15 protein-coding genes and 2 pseudogenes are annotated in these 17,043 nt (G+C 60.5%); 9 read left to right on the top strand and 8 right to left on the bottom strand.

Going from position 1 to position 17,043, the window contains the following annotated elements; genetic code table 11:
* A pseudogene (locus J7E41_RS25110) lies at positions 1 to 820 on the top strand (lipase family protein); the annotation flags it as partial.
* Positions 821 to 822: 2 nt separating this feature from the next.
* Here the strand turns inward: J7E41_RS25110 and codA are convergent.
* The 5 genes from codA to J7E41_RS25085 all read right to left on the bottom strand — a co-directional run bounded on the left by codA (position 823) and on the right by J7E41_RS25085 (position 5,796).
* Entirely contained in the window at positions 823 to 2,058 is a 1,236-nt protein-coding gene (gene codA, locus J7E41_RS25105) for a cytosine deaminase (protein ID WP_214996984.1), read from the bottom strand.
* A gap of 39 nt (positions 2,059 to 2,097) precedes the next feature.
* A complete protein-coding gene (gene codB / locus J7E41_RS25100; protein ID WP_214996983.1) occupies positions 2,098 to 3,366 on the bottom strand; it encodes a cytosine permease in 1,269 nt (422 codons plus the stop codon).
* A gap of 71 nt (positions 3,367 to 3,437) precedes the next feature.
* A complete protein-coding gene (locus J7E41_RS25095; RefSeq protein ID WP_214996986.1) occupies positions 3,438 to 4,061 on the bottom strand; it encodes an NUDIX hydrolase in 624 nt (207 codons plus the stop codon).
* Between the two features lie 143 nt (positions 4,062 to 4,204).
* A complete protein-coding gene (gene queD / locus J7E41_RS25090) occupies positions 4,205 to 4,561 on the bottom strand; it encodes a 6-carboxytetrahydropterin synthase QueD (RefSeq protein ID WP_003190259.1) in 357 nt (118 codons plus the stop codon).
* Positions 4,562 to 4,716: 155 nt separating this feature from the next.
* The gene (locus tag J7E41_RS25085; protein ID WP_214996982.1) at positions 4,717 to 5,796 is read right to left on the bottom strand and encodes a patatin-like phospholipase family protein; all 1,080 of its coding nucleotides are present in this window, start codon (positions 5,794 to 5,796) and stop codon (positions 4,717 to 4,719) included.
* Between the two features lie 150 nt (positions 5,797 to 5,946).
* On the opposite strand from J7E41_RS25085, the gene J7E41_RS25080 reads away from it, so the two are divergent.
* Genes J7E41_RS25080 through J7E41_RS25065 form a run of 4 tightly spaced genes read left to right on the top strand, consistent with a single transcriptional unit; the run spans position 5,947 to position 8,562 of the window.
* Positions 5,947 to 6,255: a PepSY domain-containing protein gene (locus tag J7E41_RS25080; protein ID WP_214996981.1), complete on the top strand. Its 309-nt coding sequence runs from the start codon at positions 5,947 to 5,949 to the stop codon at positions 6,253 to 6,255.
* Positions 6,255 to 6,578 (top strand): PepSY domain-containing protein, encoded by a 324-nt coding sequence (locus tag J7E41_RS25075; RefSeq protein ID WP_214996980.1) that lies wholly within the window; start codon positions 6,255 to 6,257, stop codon positions 6,576 to 6,578. The genes J7E41_RS25080 and J7E41_RS25075 overlap by 1 nt, the downstream gene beginning before the upstream one ends.
* The gene (locus J7E41_RS25070; RefSeq protein ID WP_214996979.1) at positions 6,578 to 7,246 is read left to right on the top strand and encodes a response regulator transcription factor; all 669 of its coding nucleotides are present in this window, start codon (positions 6,578 to 6,580) and stop codon (positions 7,244 to 7,246) included. Before J7E41_RS25075 ends, J7E41_RS25070 begins: the two co-directional genes overlap by 1 nt.
* A complete protein-coding gene (locus J7E41_RS25065) occupies positions 7,243 to 8,562 on the top strand; it encodes a sensor histidine kinase (RefSeq protein WP_214996978.1) in 1,320 nt (439 codons plus the stop codon). The genes J7E41_RS25070 and J7E41_RS25065 overlap by 4 nt, the downstream gene beginning before the upstream one ends.
* A 158-nt stretch (positions 8,563 to 8,720) precedes the next feature.
* Here J7E41_RS25065 and J7E41_RS25060 read toward each other — a convergent pair whose 3' ends face one another.
* Complete coding sequence (locus J7E41_RS25060) at positions 8,721 to 10,868, bottom strand: methyl-accepting chemotaxis protein (protein ID WP_214996977.1); 2,148 nt, start codon at positions 10,866 to 10,868, stop codon at positions 8,721 to 8,723.
* 259 nt (positions 10,869 to 11,127) lie between these two features.
* Between J7E41_RS25060 and J7E41_RS25055 the strand changes: the two genes are divergently transcribed.
* The 3 genes and pseudogenes from J7E41_RS25055 (at position 11,128) to J7E41_RS28595 (ending at position 14,244) form a co-directional block, all read left to right on the top strand.
* Positions 11,128 to 12,450 carry a Na+/H+ antiporter family protein gene (locus J7E41_RS25055; protein WP_214996976.1) on the top strand — a complete coding sequence of 441 codons (1,323 nt, stop codon included), beginning with the start codon at positions 11,128 to 11,130 and terminating at the stop codon, positions 12,448 to 12,450.
* A gap of 111 nt (positions 12,451 to 12,561) precedes the next feature.
* Positions 12,562 to 13,386 (top strand): annotated as a pseudogene (locus tag J7E41_RS28600) (cache domain-containing protein); the annotation flags it as partial.
* 36 nt (positions 13,387 to 13,422) lie between these two features.
* Entirely contained in the window at positions 13,423 to 14,244 is an 822-nt protein-coding gene (locus tag J7E41_RS28595) for a methyl-accepting chemotaxis protein (protein ID WP_435304140.1), read from the top strand.
* A 76-nt stretch (positions 14,245 to 14,320) separates the two neighbouring features.
* Here the strand turns inward: J7E41_RS28595 and yegQ are convergent, their stop codons facing one another.
* Positions 14,321 to 15,640 (bottom strand): tRNA 5-hydroxyuridine modification protein YegQ, encoded by a 1,320-nt coding sequence (yegQ, locus tag J7E41_RS25045; RefSeq protein ID WP_214996974.1) that lies wholly within the window; start codon positions 15,638 to 15,640, stop codon positions 14,321 to 14,323.
* A 152-nt stretch (positions 15,641 to 15,792) separates the two neighbouring features.
* On the opposite strand from yegQ, the gene J7E41_RS25040 reads away from it, so the two are divergent.
* Complete coding sequence (locus tag J7E41_RS25040) at positions 15,793 to 16,854, top strand: AI-2E family transporter (RefSeq protein ID WP_214996973.1); 1,062 nt, start codon at positions 15,793 to 15,795, stop codon at positions 16,852 to 16,854.
* On the opposite strand, the gene J7E41_RS25035 is transcribed toward J7E41_RS25040, so the two are convergent.
* Positions 16,851 to 17,043: hypothetical protein (locus J7E41_RS25035; protein WP_214996987.1), on the bottom strand; the 193-nt coding region annotated here is incomplete at its 5' end. The two genes, J7E41_RS25040 and J7E41_RS25035, sit on opposite strands and share 4 nt — an antisense overlap.

The raw sequence follows: 17,043 nt of genomic DNA, 5'->3' as shown, positions 1-17,043 counted from the left end.
GGTACACCACCGCATCGTCAACTACAACGACCCGGTCCCCAGCGTCCCGGCACCGTGGATGAACACCACCGCCAAAATCTGGATCCCGGGTGCCGTAATGTTGTTCAGCAACCCGGCCCCCGGTGGCCTGCTATTCGCCCTGGGCCTGGTTCGCCTGAGCGGCAACCCCTATCAGCACCACGGTGCACAACAACATTTCATGCCGATCATCCTGCCCGACGGCACGCAGTCCTCGGTACTGTGGGCCCCTGGGTGTGAATCCATCGAAGAAGCAGCCTGTCATCGCGCATTGCGACTCCACGGTGATATGCCGGACAGGCCCAATCTGATCAAGCAATTGGTTCGGTCCAGCCATCACTTTATGGTCACCGGCTATATCCCGGCAGCCTGGGCAACCTTGCGCCGCTGGCAACAAACCCTGGACACCAACGGCACCTTGGTAACCCCCCGCGAGTTTGAGCTGATCGAGAAAGCACTCAGCACCATGCAACAACAATTACGGGACAAGAACTACGAGCTGCACCGTCGACGTCCTGCCAACCAGCGCAGTGACGAAGACAGTCAGACCGCCCTAAGTGCCGAGGTCGATCGCCTGGATACCAGTCGAAAACGCCTGGCAAGCCTGCGCTGGCGTCGGTTGCAAACCTGGGACGTCTACGGCAGCCACGCCCGATCCCCAAACCTGCAACCGTGTTTGAACCGCTGGTTTACCCATCAGGAAAACCGCGAACGATCCCAAGTGGCAAGTATCCCCTCACAACCGGATGACGGTTGGGGGCCGGGAAGGGTGCAAACCCTGGATATCGATTCGATTGTTTGAACCTACAAAAACGCCACCTGTGCGGGCTGACGCTTCATCAACACCTGGCCCCCGCGAATCGAATACAACGGCAACCCCTGGCTGCGAATCACTTCATAGTCGCTGTCGGCGGAAAGGATCAGCAGGTTCGCCGGGCGCCCAGGCTCCAGGCCATAACGATCCCCCAGCGCCATGGCCTTGGCGCTGTTGTCAGTGACCAGGTCCAGGGCACTTTGCAGGGTGCGATAGCCAAGCATATGGCAGATATGCAAACCGGCTTCCAGCACCCGCAGGATGTTGCCGTTGCCCAGTGGGTACCAGGGGTCGACGATGGAGTCCTGGCCAAAGCAGACGTTCATGCCGGCTTCCAGCAGTTCGTTGACTCGGGTCACGCCCCGACGTTTCGGGAAGTTGTCGAAGCGACCTTGCAGGTGGATGCTTTCGGTGGGGCAGGAAACGAAACTGATGCCTGAATGCCCCAACAGGCGGAATAACTTGGCGCAGTAGGCATTGTCGTAAGAACCCATGGCCGTGGTGTGGCTGGCGGTGACGCGGGCGCCCATGTCACGACTGCGGGCTTCTTCGGCCAGCACTTCAAGAAAGCGCGAGTGGGGATCGTCGGTTTCATCGCAATGGACATCCACCAGGCAACCAGTGCGTTCGGCCAGGTCCATCAGGAATTTCACCGAGCTGACGCCCTGGTCGCGGGTGTATTCAAAGTGCGGAATACCGCCGACCACGTCGGCGCCCAGGCGAATGGCCTCTTCCATCAGTTCGCGGCCATTGCGGAAAGACTCGATGCCTTCCTGGGGAAACGCGACGATCTGCAGGTCGATCAGGTGCGTGCTTTCCTCGCGTACTTCCAGCATCGCCTTGAGGGCTGTCAGATCCGGATCGGTGACGTCGACGTGGGTGCGCACATGCTGGATGCCGTGGGCGGCCAGGGACTGGATGGTTTTCTTGGCGCGGGCCTTGGTGTCTTCCTGGGTGATGGTGGCTTTGCGTTCGCCCCAGCACTCGATGCCTTCGAACAATGTGCCGCTCATGTTCCAGCGTGGCTCGCCGGCGGTCAGGGTGGCGTCGAGGTGGATATGCGGCTCGACGAAGGGGGGAACAACCAGATTGCCGGCAGCGTCCAGATCATCCGGGCCTGCTGCTGGCGCTGTGCTTTGTGGGGTGATGCTGGCGATCCGGCCGTGTTCCAGGTGCAGATCATGCAGGCCTTCACGGTTGCGCAGGCGAGCGTTGATGATATGCATGGGCAAGTTCCTCTTGGGCAAAAAGCAATCAGGTGGTCATTATGCCTGGACGTCAGTCAATGGCGCCCGCACCCGCAGTACAGCGGTGAGCACAATGTAGGTCAACGACGCAGCGACAATTCCCACCAGCGGTGCCACCCAGGGTGAGTTGAATGCCAGCACTGTACCGACGGCATAGGCGATCAACCCAGGCCAGTTGAACGCCGGCAACGGTGTGTCGGCCAATCGTGGGTAGGCGCCGCGATACCGATAGAAGAAATCCGCCATGATCACCCCGCCAATCGGCGGAATCACTGTGCCCAGCAGGATCAGATACGGCACCAGCATGTCATACATGCCTCCCAGCGCCAGCAGTGTACCGATCACTGCGCCCACCAGGGTCACTGTCTTGCGGCGCCCGGTGCGCAGCAGGTTGCAGCCGGCGACGGCGAAGTTGTAGATGGTGTTGTCCTGGGTGCTCCAGATATTGAGCAGCAGCATGGCCATCGCCGCCATGGCAAAGCCTTGCAGTAGCAACACTTCCACCACATCGGGTTGCTGATAGACGATGGCGCCGTAGGCACCGATCAACACCATCAAGCCATTGCCAATGAAGAAACCAATCAGGCTGGCCAGCACTGCCACCTTGGCCGAACGGGAAAATCGCGTCCAGTTGGTAGCTTGGGTCGCACCACTGACAAAGGTGCCGAACACCAGAGTGATGGCGGTGGACAAATCCAACTCGCCGGTTGGCACCACAGTCAACAGGCCATCCAGCCCGCCGACTTTCACCGTGGCGACCCACATCGACAGAAACAACAGGATGCCCATGGCCGGCACGGCGATGTAGGACAAAATCTCCAGCCCGCGATACCCCACGTAAGCCGTGGCGCAAAACACCATGCCAAACAGCACCATCAATGCCAGCACGCTGCCCTGGCTCAGTTCGAAGTATTTGCCCAGCACCACGGCGGCGGTGGCGGTGCCCCAGGCGTACCAGCCGATCTGGGTAAACCCCAGGATCAGGTCACTCAGCTTGCTGCCCATTTCACCAAAGCAGAAACGTCCCATCAGCACTGAGTTCAAACCACTCTTGAAGGCGATGTAACCCAGGCCTGCGGCGTAGATACCCAACAGCAGGTTACCCAGGGCCACGACGCCGAGCATCTGGACAAAGCTGAAGGCCACCCCCAGCTTGCCGCCCGCGAACATGGTGGCGGTAAAAAACGTGAAACCCAACAGCACCATGGCCGTTGAGATAAGGCCCTTGCGTGCATGCATGGGCACTTCGCTGAGGGGGTAATCGTTGCCAGGTTCGTGCTGCGTCATGTGCCTTCTCCCTGAATAAATGACGCAGGTGTGTAGCACTGCTCGTGCCAACTCCTGGGGCGGGGAAGGGGTCAATCAAACAGAGTATGAGTCGTCTCGCCGCGATGAAACGCAAACGCCGCTTCGAGATCACTCTCGATGGTCCGGCCTCGGGACAGCGGCGGCAGGTCATCCAGGCTGAAGAAACCGACCTCCGTGGTCTCGAAACCCGCCATTGGCGCGGCTTGGTCGACACGTTCACACAGGAAGTACAGCTTGTAGAAATCCCGGGTATCAGGCTTGTACAAGCCTTTTGCCTTGTGGGTGACGCTGTACAGCGCCTGAGCCGTTACGGTCAGGCCAGCTTCTTCGCGGATTTCCTTGACGATGTTTTCCGCTGCGGATAAGCCGATATCGGCGTAGCCACCCGGCAACGCCCAACAGCCGTCGTTCAGTTCTCGCACCAACAAGATGCGATCGCCCTCAATCACAGCGCCACGCACATCGAGCATGGGCGTCGAATAACGCTTGGCGAAATCCGAAACCAGCCCGGTGATGCGCTCCAGAGGCACATTGCCCAGTTGCGCGAGCATGCTGTGGGCGATATGAGCGATCTCCTCAAGGCGTTCGCGCTCGAAGTCATCGGTGCAAAAGTGCAGCCCTGTGGACGCCAGTGCCTGCAGGCGTTTGGCCTGGGCCAGCCAGGTATTTTCCATGATGGGTTCCTTGAATGCCGAGATGTCCGGTTTATACGCTGTAGCCGACCAGGGCAAGGCCATCAGCTTGGCGTTGCCCAAAGAGGCTGGCGCCATGCATAAAAAAACCACCGTAGTGGTGGTTTTCAATAAGTACTGCCCCCTTACTCGCCGCGATAAATGCAGCCGCTGGTGCAGGTCTCATGGATGCGAATCGCACTGAGTTCCGGCAGCAGCGGTTTCAATTCATTCCAGATCCATTTGGCCAGCACTTCGCTGGTAGGGTTTTCCAGGCCGGGAATGTCATTGAGGTAGTTGTGGTCGAGACGCTCGTAGAGCGGCTTGAAAATCGCCTTGATCTCCGAGAAGTCACGGATCCAGCCGGTATGCGGGTCGAGGTCGCCGCTCAGGTGGATAGCCACCTTGAACGAGTGGCCATGCAGGCGCCCGCATTTGTGGCCTTCGGGTACGTGGGGCAGGCGGTGGGCGGACTCGAAGGTAAACTCTTTGAAGATTTCCACGGTATTTTCAGCTCGGTCAGGTGTCAGGCAGGCGGCAAGTTTAACAGCTTGGCCCGACGCTGCGCATACCGCGTAGCAGCTGTCGAGCCCCAGCGAGGCTGCGTCAGGTACGCCGCGGTTCGCCAGCGGTTACTCCGGGAGAACGGTCAAGCAAGTTAGAGAGCGAGCAGCCGCTCACCCAGGTCGCCATTATCCGCCAACTGCAGAAACTCATCCCCCAGCCGCCGGCTTTCACTCATCGCCGTTTGCCAGTACTTGTTGCGGCCCGGGTCATCGCCCATGAAGCGCTTGAAGTCACTGCGGTCCGGCAGTTTGCCGTAAGGCAGGCGGGCCAGGTATTCCCTGGACGGTGCCAACAGCAACACGTCCTGCAAGCCCTGCTGATTACCGCGCCTCCAGGGCAGGCTTTTGTCGAACCAGCCAGGAATGACCCGGTCGGTGAAGTGCGGGTACAGCACGATGTCATCGCCGTGGTAGGGCAGGTCGAGGTGATAGTCCAGCAGGCCGCCATCGCGGTAAGTGCCTTTGCCCGCGCCCGGCAGGTCGCGCACGCCTTGCATGACCATCGGAATCGAGCCGGATGCCAGCAACGCCTGGCGCAGGTTGCCCAGTTCCAGGTGGAGGAAGCGCGATGGGAAATCCTTGAGCGGATGCAGCGGTGGTGCCTGGCGCGGGTCGTGGATGATCAGCCGTTCGAAATGTCGTGACAACCGCGCGCGTCCTCGCAGGTTATCGGCAATCACCGACGACAGCCCCAGGCCCAGGCGGCCGCGATGATCGTCAGCCAGCAAGCCATGGCTTTTGACCACCACGATGTTCAGTCGATAGTCGGGGTTGGCCAGCAATGTGGCGTCGCGCCCGGCCAGCAAGTCGTCGAGCATGCGCTGGCAGCTCTGGCTGACTTCGGCCATGGTCACGCCCTTGGCGAAACGCTGTTCGTTATATAGCCGGCCCAGGTCCAGCAGGCCTTGCACTGGGTCGGGCAGGCAGGCACTGGCAAACCGCCAGGAACCGATAGACGCGCCGATCAGTGAGCGCTGACGAGGTGCACGCGGCAGCCAATCACCGAACAACGCCAGGTCGATGCCCTGGATCCCCAAGGCTTTTGGTCCGCCGGCCGCGCCGGGCAGAATGCCGACATCCGCGGGTTTCAAACCCTGTTCGCGGATCCGCGAAAGGGCGCGTTTGCCGGCCTTGAGCGTCAGGGCCGGGTATTTGATGTGAATAGCCGTCATACCGGTCTCTATGGGAACGAGCAGCGCAGTATAGAAAATCTGCCCCGATCGCACGCAAGGTGAATTGCCATGGTGGCAATTCAGCTTCAGTTAAGTTGCAGCCGTTACCGTGAGTCCCGTAGGAAAAACATTCCGAAACGGAGACTCTCCATGAAAATCCTCACAGCTTTAGCCACCACCAGTATCATCGCCATGACCGCCAGCCTGGCTCATGCCCGAGACCTGGGGCCGGATGAAGCGCTGAGACTGCGTGACGCTGGTACCATTGTGTCTTTCGAGAAGCTCAATGCGACGGCACTGGCCAGTCACCCCGGCGCCACGGTGCATGAAACCGAGCTTGAAGAGGAATACGGCAAGTACCTTTATCAAGTGGAACTGCACGATGCCCAGGGTATCGAGTGGGACCTGGAATTGGACGCTGTTACTGGGGCGATCCTCAAGAACCATCAGGATACGTAATGAAGGTAAATCTACGCACCGGCAGTCGAGTGGCGCTGGTGCTCCTGGCGTTTTGCTCAAGTCTGGCCGCACGAGACCTGGGCCAGGACGAGGCGTTGCGCTTGAGCCAGAAAGGTTACATCAAACCGCTGGAGCAGTTGCTGGGGCAGGCTTTCGAGCGCTATCCCGGTAGCCGCTTGCTGGATGCCGAGCTGGAGGAGCATAAGGATCGGCCCGTGCGGTATATCTATGAAATCGAACTGCTGACGGTCGAAGGGGTGGTCCGAGAAATTGAACTCGACGCCAATACCGGCGAACTGCTCAAAGACAAGGAAGACGACTGATGCGCCTGCTTCTGGTGGAAGACCACGTACCGCTGGCCGATGAGTTGATGGCCGGGCTCAATCGCCAGGGTTATGCCGTCGACTGGTTGGCGGACGGGCGCGACGCGGTGTATCAGGGGCGCAGCGAGCCTTACGACTTGATTGTTCTCGACCTCGGCCTGCCTGGCCTACCAGGGTTGGAGGTATTAGCGCAGTGGCGCGCCGCCGGGTTGGCCACGCCGGTTTTGATCCTTACCGCCCGTGACTCCTGGGCCGAACGCATCGAAGGCCTCAAGGCGGGTGCCGACGACTATCTGAGCAAACCCTTTCATCCCGAAGAATTGCACCTGCGCATCCAGGCCTTGTTGCGCCGCTCACACGGTCAGGCAAACCAGCCGACCCTGCAGGCCGCCGGCTTGCATCTGGACGAGGGGCGCCAATGCGTTATTCGTGATGGCGACGAGATTCAGTTGACCGCCGCCGAGTTTCGGTTGCTGCGTTATTTCATGCTGCATCCCGAGCAGATTCTGTCGAAAAGCCACTTGGCCGAACATCTGTATGACGGTGAAACCGAGCGCGATTCCAATGTACTGGAAGTCCACGTCAACCATCTGCGCCGCAAGCTGGGCCGCAGCGTGATCGAAACCCGCCGCGGCCAGGGCTACCTGTTTGGCGCCAGTAAAGCGTGAAGTCCATTCAGCGGCGGTTGAGCCTGGGGCTGATCAGCGTCATGGTGATCGTTGGCCTGGTGCTGGCGCAAACCAGTCTGTGGCTGTTTGAAATGGGCTTGCAGCGCTACCTTGAGGCAGGACTGCGCAACGACAGCGAAAACCTGTTGGTGGCGCTGGTGCGTGGGCCCACTGGTATACAGCTGGATGAGCAGCGCCTGTCTCCGGCCTATCAGCGCCCGTTTTCCGGGCACTATTTTCGTATCGATTTTTCCGACACCCACTGGCGCTCTCGCTCCCTGTGGGATCAGGAATTGCCGCGACTGCCTCACACAGGGCTGAAGGGCAACCTGCAATTGGGGCCGGAAGGCCAGCAACTGTTGGTGTTGCGTTCGGACTACAAGCGCTTCGGCGAATCGATTTCCATCAGTGTGGCGCAGGACTACACGCCGGTCAGGGAAAGCTTTCGACTGATGCGTCAGGTTGGTCTGGTCATCGGGTTGGCGGCGTTATTGCTGATCCTGGTTCTGCAACGGGTCACCGTGCGCAGGGCCCTGCGTCCCCTGGAAACCGCTCGTGAACAGATCGCCCAACTGCAGCAAGGCCAGCGCTCGCAACTGGATACCCAGGTACCGGCTGAGCTGGAGCCATTGGTGGCGCAAATCAACCATTTGCTGGCCCATACCGAAGACAGCCTCAAGCGCTCACGCAATGCCCTGGGCAACCTCGGCCATGCCTTGAAAACCCCGCTGGCAGTGTTGCTGAGCGTGGCGTCCAGCGAACAACTCAAAGACCATCCGCAGCTTGCCAAGCTGCTGCGCGAGCAACTGGAACAGGTACAGCAACGACTCAACCGAGAACTCAATCGCGCACGGCTGGCTGGCGAGACCTTGCCCGGGGCCTTGTTTGACTGCGATGGAGAGTTGCCGGGGTTGTTGGCCACCTTGAACATGATCCACGGCGAGCATCTGGCGTTGAGCTACCACGTACAGCCCGGTTTGCAGTTGCCGTGGGATCGTGAGGACCTGCTGGAGCTGCTGGGCAATCTGCTGGACAACGCCTGCAAGTGGGCAGATGCCGAGGTGCTGCTGCGCATCGATGAAGTGGCGCAGGGTTTCCGCCTGAGTGTCGAGGACGATGGCCCGGGGATTCCCGAGAGCCAGCGCCACCAGGTTTTCAGCCGTGGTACACGCTTGGATGAACAAACCCAGGGCCATGGCCTGGGGCTGGGTATCGTGCGGGATATCGTCGAAGTGTGGGGCGGGGTGTTGCAGTTGCAGGAGAGTGAGTTGGGCGGGTTGAGGGTGGTGATTGAGCTGCCTCGTCGCCAGGGCTGAAGGTCTGTTCCCGTAGCCGCTGCCGATCACCTGTAGCCGCTGGCGCAGCCTGCGATCGGCTGCGCAGCAGTCGTCAGGGTCTTGAAATCGCTGAAGGTCCTTCGGCCCTTATCGCAGCCTCGTACCTCGGCAGCGGCTACAGGGACGGCGTTATCCCATCAAACCCTGAACTGGTCCATCAAGCTCTGCTGCTGATTGGCCAGGCTGTTCAACGCCTGGCTGACCCGCGCCGACTCATTGGCCTGGCCCGACAGCGATTCCGTCACGTCACGGATGCTCGCCACGTTATGGTTGATCTCCTCGGCTACTGCGCTCTGTTCTTCGGCGGCGCTGGCGATTTGCAGGTTCATGTCGCTGATCACCGTCACCGCATCACCGATCTGGCGCAGCGCTGTCACGGCATGGCCCACTTGCTCGACGCTGCCCTGGGCCTGGCGGTGGCTGTTGCTCATGGAACCCACCACGTCCTGGGTGCCGCTTTGCAGTTGCTCGATGACCGCGCGGGTTTCCTCCACCGATTCCTGGGTACGACGTGCCAGGTTGCGCACTTCATCGGCGACCACCGCAAAACCACGACCGGCCTCGCCGGCACGGGCCGCTTCGATAGCGGCGTTGAGGGCCAGCAGGTTGGTCTGTTCGGCGATGGCGCGGATCACTTCCAGCACTGAACCGATCTTCTCGCTGTTGGCCGCCAGGCCTTCGACCTGGGCCATGGCCGTGCTCATGTCAGCGGCCAGGTGGCCGATGCTGGTGGTGGTGCGATCGATCACGGTCAGGCCTTCGCGGGTGGCCTGATCGGCATCGCGAGCGGCTTGGGCGGCCTGGGCGGCGCTGCGGGCGACGTCCTGGGCGGTGGCGCTCATCTCGTGGGAGGCCGTGGCCACTTGGTCTACCTGGCGGTACTGCTGCTCCATGCCGGCGCTGGTTTCGCTGGCAATGGCGGCGGACTGGTCGGCGGTACCACGGGCGTCCTGTACCGAACGTTTGACCTGGGCAATGATCGGTTGCAGCTTGTCGAGGAAACGGTTGAACCAGCCGGCCAACTCACCGAGCTCATCGCGCTTGTCGTAGGCCAGGCGCCGAGTCAGGTCGCCTTCACCGCTGGCAATATCTTCCAGCATGCGCGCCACGCCAAGGATCGGCCGGGTCACGCTACGAGCCATCAGCCACACCAGCAACAACCCGACAATCGCTGCCAGCAGGCCCAGGCTCAGTTCCAGCAGGGTACCTTTGGCGTTGTCGGCATCCAGTTCGGCCTTGAGGGCTTCGGCGGGGGCGACCAGGACTTTTTCCGGCACATCCAGCAACACGCCCCACGACTTGCCACCCGGAATCGGTTGGAACGGCGCCAACACTTTGAGTTGATGATCGCTGCGCAGGCTGCGGGTCTCGGTGCTGTCGGTCAGGGCCTTGATCAGTTGCGCACCACTGGTGGTGTCGACCTTGTCCAGACGCTGGCTGAGTTGGCTGGCATCCGGGCTGTAACCGGCCAGCAGGCCCACCGGGCTGATGATGCTGACGTTGGTCTGGCCGTCGTAGAGCTTCTGGCTGGCCTGCTGGCTGATGGCTTGCAGACTATTGAGGTTGATGTCCACCGACAGCGAGGCAATGACTTTACCGTCCACCCTCAGCGGGAAAACGATGCTGGTCATCAGCACGTTCTGCCCGTCGATCACATAGAAGTAGGGCTCGATCACACACGGCTTGAGGGTGGCGCGCGGGCAGGTGAACCACGCGTTGGCCTTCTCACCGCTGGGGCCGATGCTGGTGTCGGACATGTCGCTTTCCGGCAGCGGCATTGAGGTCAACTTGCCGGGTGTCGGCTGCGACCAGTACAGGGCAAAGCGGCCTTTTTCATTGCTGCCCAGCTCTTTCTGACCGTTGAACAGCTCGTCCTTGCCGTCCAGTGCATTGGCTTCGAACACCAGGGACAGGCCCAGCAAATCCGGGTTGGCTTGCAGCGCGGCCTTGACTTGGCGGGTCAGGTCTTCCCGCAGGTCGAAGGCATCCAGGAAGCGCTTCTCGGCTTGTTCACGCAAAAACAGCACCTGCCGGGAAAAACCGTGGCCGTACTGGTAGGCGTCCATGAACTGCTGGCGAATGCCCAGCGCCTGGACTTCACCCTGGGCCTCGATGCGCGCCTGGGCGGCCTCGTCGAGCATCTCCATGCTGGACGCCTTGACCCGTTGGGAACTCTGCTCCATGCGATACAACGAAAGACCCACCAGCAAGGTCACGATTCCCGCCAGGCAAAGGCCAGCCAGGAGGGTAATTTTCCATTGTATGGACAGCTGTCTGAGCGACATGGAGATATCCTTAACCTTGCGATACGACAGAGACGATCTGTCTGTATCGGCGGGCCAGGTTTTTTCTTTATTCATGCGTTCAATTTAAAGTTTCCCCTCGGGCCTTCGTCTTTGACATGACGTCCTACCTGCTGCAAAGTGCGCGCCCTCTAATAAAACTCTTTTTAAGCCTGCATTCCGGCAGTCGTTTTCGACGCTTGCCCGGGCGCCGGCATGCCCGTGTTTTGCTGTTTTTTTAGCTTTCTGTCTTGAGGTAACCATGGTTAATGCAGTAATCGCCGCGGTCGGTACCATGCTGGTGCTCAGCCTGTCTCGCGTGCATGTGGTCATTGCGATCATTGTCGGCGCCCTCGTGGGTGGCCTGACCGGTGGCTTGGGAATCGATGCCACATTGAAGGCGTTCAACAGCGGTTTGGGTGGTGGCGCTACCGTGGCGTTGTCCTACGCACTGCTCGGCGCTTTCGCGGTGGCGATTGCCAAATCCGGCTTGGCCCACGCCTTGGCGGACAAGGCGCTGCTGCTGGTGGACCGCCAGGAGGCCAGCGGTGGCAGCCACGTCAAATGGCTGTTGATCGGCCTGCTGTGGGTGGTGGCCATCGCGTCGCAGAACATCCTGCCGATCCACATCGCCTTTATCCCGCTGCTGGTGCCGCCGCTGTTATATGTGCTGACCAAGCTGCAACTGGACCGCCGGCTGATCGCCTGTGTCATGACCTTCGGCTTGATCACGCCCTACATGTTCCTGCCGGTGGGCTTCGGCAACATTTTCCTTAACCAGATCCTGCTGGCCAACGTCGCCAAGAGCGGGGTGGACATCAGTCACGTCAACGTCACCCACGCCATGGGCCTCCCGGCGCTGGGCATGGTGGTCGGCCTGCTGGTGGCAGTGTTTATCAGCTACCGCAAAAAACGTGTGTACGACCTGGAGAAAATCGAGCGGGTCGAGCAGGTTGCCGTGCAATACAACCCGCTGACCCTGTTGGTGGCCGGCCTGGCGATTGCCTCGGCGTTCATTATTCAGCTGTGGCTGGACTCGATGATCATCGGTGCCCTGGCCGGGTTCCTGATCTTCTCGGTGTCGGGCATCGTGCGCTGGCGCGAAACCGATGACCTGTTCACCGAAGGCATGAAGATGATGGCGATGATCGGCTTCATCATGATCGCCTCGTCGGGGTTTGCCGAGGTGCTCAAGGCCACCGGCGAAGTCCGGACCCTGGTGGAAGCATCCGCAGCCTTTATCGGCCATAGCCGCGGGGTGGGTGCGCTGCTGATGTTGCTGGTGGGTTTGCTGGTGACCATGGGCATCGGTTCGTCGTTTTCCACCGTGCCGATCCTCGCGGCGATCTTTGTGCCGTTGTGTGTGCAATTGGGGTTCAGCCCGCTGGCCATCGTGTGCATTGTCGGCACCGCCGGAGCCTTGGGTGATGCCGGTTCGCCGGCCTCGGACTCGACGCTGGGCCCGACCTCCGGTTTGAACATCGACGGCCAGCATCACCATATCTGGGACACCGTGGTGCCGACGTTCCTGCACTACAACCTGCCATTGCTGGCCTTCGGCTGGTTTGCCGCGATGACGTTGTAGGTTGTTCGTGCAGGCACTGTCGAGTGAAACGAGGCTGCGATAGCGGCCTACAGTTTTTCCCCGCCAAGCCGTTAACCCCATAAACCACTCCCTAATCGAGAGAGAAAAACCATGCGCCTTAGCCTGAAGGCCAAAGTATTGTCCCTCGCGGTACTGCCTGTGCTGCTGTTTGCGGTGGTCATCAGCTTGACCACCGTGTGGGTCCTCAAGGGGCAGGCCGACAACGAGGTCGAAGAAACCCGTCAGCGCCTGCTCGAGGATGCCAAGGCCACCCTGCAGAGCTACGTGGCGGTGGCGATGACCACCATCAAGCCGCTGTACGACGCCGCCGCCCCCGGCGACGACGCGGCCCGTGCCCAAGTGGTGAAGTTGTTGTCCAGTATCACCTATGGCAAGGATGGCTATTTCTTCGGCTACGACTCCGAAACCGTACGGCTGTTCAAGGGCAATAGTCCGGATGGCGTCGGCAAGAGCTTCAAGGACAACCGCGACCCGAACGGCGTATACGTCAACCGCGATCTGGTGAAAGTGGGCAAGGACGGTACTCACTACCTGCAATACAGCTCATCGCTGCCGGGTAACGAGAAGGTGTTGGTGCCCAAACTGGGTTACACCGAATACCTGCCGAAGTGGGACATGGTTATCGGCACCGCGGTGAATCTGGATGGCATTGAAACCCAGGTCAGCGAAGTCGAAGTCAAGGTGCACGAGCGCATGGAAGGTGTGTTGCTAAGTATTATCGGCATCGCGTTGGTCGTGCTGTTGGTGATTGCTGCGGTGGGCATGCTGGTAGCCAATACGATTTTGCGGCCACTGCACCTGATGAAGATCAACCTCGACGACATCGCTGCCGGTGAAGGCGACTTGACCCGGCGTCTGGTCATCACCAGCCAGGATGAGCTGGGCGAGTTGGCCGGCTCGTTCAACCGCTTCGTCGACAAGATCCATGGCCTGGTGCGCCAGATTACCGAGATGACCTCGCAACTCACTGGGCTGGTGAGCCAGGTTTCCGAGCAAGCGCAGCGCTCGGAGCTGGCCATGGAACGCCAGCGGCAGGAGACCGATCAGGTGGCCACCGCGATCAACGAAATGTCCTCGGCCGCCCATGAAGTAGCGCGCAGTGCCCAAGGCGCGGCCGTGGCGGCGCAGCAGACGGATGCCGAAGGCCAGGCCGCCAAGCGCGTGGTGGACGGCAGCATCGCGCAGATCCATGCGTTGGTCAGTGACATCCGCAGCAGCGGTGTGTCGTTGGACAGCCTGCAGAAGGATGTGTCGTCGATTGTCAGCGTGCTTGGGGTGATTCGTTCGATTGCCGAACAGACCAACCTGCTGGCCCTCAACGCAGCGATTGAAGCGGCGCGGGCAGGCGAGGCCGGACGTGGTTTTGCGGTGGTGGCCGACGAAGTGCGGGCTTTAGCCAGCCGCACCCAACAAAGCACCCAGGAAATCCAGGGCATGATCGACCGCCTGCAAAAGGGCACCGAGGCCGCTGTGGAATCCATGCGCCGCTCCAGCGATGCCGGTGACGGCACCTCGGCCCAGGCCAACGAAGCCGGAGCGTCTCTGGATACCATGGCCCAGTTGATCGGCACCATCAACTCGATGAACGCGCAGATTGCCAGCGCTGCCGAAGAACAGACCGCCGTGGCCGAAGAGATCAACCGCAGCGTGCATCAGATTGCCGTGGCGGTGGACAGCGTGGCTGACGAGACTCAACTGGGTGCACAGACGTCGCGTAGCCTGGCGGACCTGGGTCAGCGGTTGGGCAAGTTGGTGGGGCAGTTCAGGATCTGATTCAAGAATTGAGGTGGCTGTTCTGGCCTCTTCGACTTGCTCGCGAAGAGGCCAGAACAGCCACCCTCAATTTCCCTTATAGATCCCGCATCAACAACCCAAACCGCAACCCCATCTCCAGCGGCACCGGCACATACACCGTATGCCCATCCCCTGGCGCCACCTCGATCGCCTGGCCATTGCCGTTCTGCATCATCCCCAGATCAAAATGAAAATTCCCCGCCGGCGTCATCAACTCCAGATGATCAGCCACGGCAAAACGGTTCTTCACCTTGACCTCGGCCAACTCGCCACGCCGCTCACCGGTCAATTCCCCGACAAACTGCTGGCGCTGCGACACCGAGCTGCCGTTCTGGTAGTTCTGGTACTCGTCATGCACGTGCCTGCGCAGAAAACCCTCGGTGTAGCCACGTTGCGCCAGTGACTCCAGATGGGTCATCAAACCCCGATCAAATGCCCGCCCAGCCACGGCATCGTCAATGGCCTGACGATAAACCTGGGTGGTACGCGCACAGTAAAAGTGCGACTTGGTGCGGCCTTCGATCTTGAGCGAATGCACGCCCATGTGGGCCAGGCGCTCGACATGCTGCACCGCCCGCAGGTCCTTGGCGTTCATGATGTAGGTGCCGTGTTCGTCTTCGAAGGTCGGCATCTGTTCGTCGGGGCGGTTGGCTTCCTGCAACAGGAACACCTGGTCGGTGGGCGCGCCCAAGCCCAGGGTGGGTTCCGGCTGATACGGCTGGACGATATCGCCGACGGTGTTTTCCACCGCCGGGGTCGCTTGATACTTCCAGCGGCAGGCATTGGTGCAGGTCCCCTGGTTGGCATCCCGTTTGTTCATGTAGCCCGACAGCAGGCAGCGCCCGGAATAGGCCATGCATAACGCGCCGTGGACGAAGACTTCCAACTCCATGGCCGGGACTTGCTGGCGGATTTCGGCGATTTCTTCCAGGGACAGCTCTCGCGACAAGATGATCCGGCAGATCCCTTGCAACTGCCAGAACTCGACACTGGCCCAATTCACGGTGTTGGCCTGCACCGAGAGGTGGATCGGCATGTGCGGGAAGTGGCGGCGTACCAGCATGATCAGCCCCGGGTCGGACATGATCAGCGCGTCCGGGCCCATGGCAATGACGGGGTCCAGGTCCTTGAGGAAGGTCTTCAACTTGGCGTTGTGGGGCGCAATGTTGACCACCACGTAGAAACGCTTGCCCTGGGCGTGGGCTTCCTGGATGCCGAGGGCCAGGTTCGCATGGTCGAACTCGTTGTTGCGCACTCGCAGGCTGTAGCGTGGTTGCCCGGCGTACACCGCATCGGCACCGTAGGCAAAGGCGTAGCGCATGTTTTTCAGGGTGCCGGCGGGCGCCAGCAGTTCGGGGGCAAGGGCAGGGAGCATGGGAGCTTCAATCGCAAAAGGACGGCAGGGTAGTCGAGGTGCTGCCAGGCGTTATTGATCTGGGTCTACGTAAAAGGGCACTCGCAGGATTCGCTGCGGACTAAACATCAAGGGACGCTTGGGTGCCCTGTGTTTTCTGCCATGGATCGAACATGAATCAAACTAACCTGCAATTCAAAGCCCTGCTGGTACTGTTGGTGCTGGTGACCCTGGCTTTTTTCTGGATCCTGCTGCCGTTTTATGGAGCGGTGTTCTGGGCCGTCATTCTGGGGATCATCTTTGCGCCGATGCAGCGGCGCTTGCAGTTGCGGTTCGGCTGGAACCGTAACCTGACGTCACTCTGTACCTTGGCCGCCTGCCTTGTGATCGCGATCTTGCCGGTGATCATCACCAGCACCTTGCTGGTGCAGGAAGGGGCGACGCTTTACAAGAATATCGAGAGCGGCAAGCTGGACATCGCCGGCTACCTTGAGCAGTTCAAGAATGTGTTGCCGCCGTACTTCCAGCAACTGCTGGACCGCTTCGGCATGGGCAACCTGGAAGGGCTGCGGGAAAAGATCGTCAAGGGCGCCATGCAGGGCAGCCAGTTTTTCGCCACCCAGGCGTTCAGCTTCGGCCAAGGCACTTTTGACTTCCTGGTGAGCTTTTTCATCATGCTGTATTTGCTGTTCTTCCTGCTGCGCGATGGCCCTGAATTGGTGCGCAAAGTGCGCACGGCAGTACCGTTGGCCGAGCCGCAAAAGCGTCGCCTGCAGCTCAAGTTCAATCGAGTGGTGCGCGCCACGGTCAAGGGGAACGTGCTGGTGGCCGTGACTCAGGGGGCATTGGGCGGCTTGATTTTTTGGTTTCTGGACATTCCCAGCGCATTGCTCTGGGCGGTACTGATGGCATTTCTGTCACTGTTGCCGGCGGTGGGGGCAGGGATTGTCTGGGCCCCGGTGGCGGCGTACTTCCTGCTCAGTGGTTCGATCTGGCAAGGCGTAGTGCTGGCGCTGTTCGGAGTGTTCGTGATCGGGTTGGTGGATAACGTGCTGCGGCCTATCCTGGTGGGCAAGGACACCAAGATGCCCGACTACCTGATCCTGATCTCGACCCTGGGCGGGCTGGCGATCTTTGGCCTGAACGGGTTTGTCATCGGGCCGCTGATCGCCGCGCTGTTCATGTCCAGTTGGGCGCTGTTCGTCGAAACCAGGCCGAAAGTGCAATTGCCTTAGGCGTGGAAGCAGTGGGCCATCTTGCGCGACTGGGCCTGGGCATCAGGCAGTGAAGTGAGCGGGCCGCTGACGGGTTCGCCGTCCCGTACCAAGTACCAGCAGGCGAGCAGTCCCAATTCCCTGAGGTGGGCGGGAACAGCGCTGCCGATGACGGACATGATTTGGATACTAGTGTCCTGAGCGGTTAAT

Origin of the sequence: Pseudomonas fluorescens (genome assembly GCF_018614655.1) — a bacterium.
Taxonomy (GTDB): domain Bacteria; phylum Pseudomonadota; class Gammaproteobacteria; order Pseudomonadales; family Pseudomonadaceae; genus Aquipseudomonas; species Aquipseudomonas fluorescens_BX.
This window is presented reverse-complemented; position numbering and strand designations above follow the sequence as displayed.

Excerpts from the sequence above, each read along its gene's own strand:
- codA (WP_214996984.1), bottom strand. The coding sequence starts at position 2,058 with ATGCATATCATCAACGCTCGCCTGCGCAACCGTGAAGGCCTGCATGAT.
- codB (WP_214996983.1), bottom strand. The coding sequence starts at position 3,366 with ATGACGCAGCACGAACCTGGCAACGATTACCCCCTCAGCGAAGTGCCC.
- J7E41_RS25095 (WP_214996986.1), bottom strand. The coding sequence starts at position 4,061 with ATGGAAAATACCTGGCTGGCCCAGGCCAAACGCCTGCAGGCACTGGCG.
- J7E41_RS25085 (WP_214996982.1), bottom strand. The coding sequence starts at position 5,796 with ATGACGGCTATTCACATCAAATACCCGGCCCTGACGCTCAAGGCCGGC.
- J7E41_RS25080 (WP_214996981.1), top strand. The coding sequence starts at position 5,947 with ATGAAAATCCTCACAGCTTTAGCCACCACCAGTATCATCGCCATGACC.
- J7E41_RS25075 (WP_214996980.1), top strand. The coding sequence starts at position 6,255 with ATGAAGGTAAATCTACGCACCGGCAGTCGAGTGGCGCTGGTGCTCCTG.
- J7E41_RS25070 (WP_214996979.1), top strand. The coding sequence starts at position 6,578 with ATGCGCCTGCTTCTGGTGGAAGACCACGTACCGCTGGCCGATGAGTTG.
- J7E41_RS25060 (WP_214996977.1), bottom strand. The coding sequence starts at position 10,868 with ATGTCGCTCAGACAGCTGTCCATACAATGGAAAATTACCCTCCTGGCT.
- J7E41_RS25055 (WP_214996976.1), top strand. The coding sequence starts at position 11,128 with ATGGTTAATGCAGTAATCGCCGCGGTCGGTACCATGCTGGTGCTCAGC.
- J7E41_RS28595 (WP_435304140.1), top strand. The coding sequence starts at position 13,423 with ATGACCTCGCAACTCACTGGGCTGGTGAGCCAGGTTTCCGAGCAAGCG.
- yegQ (WP_214996974.1), bottom strand. The coding sequence starts at position 15,640 with ATGCTCCCTGCCCTTGCCCCCGAACTGCTGGCGCCCGCCGGCACCCTG.
- J7E41_RS25040 (WP_214996973.1), top strand. The coding sequence starts at position 15,793 with ATGAATCAAACTAACCTGCAATTCAAAGCCCTGCTGGTACTGTTGGTG.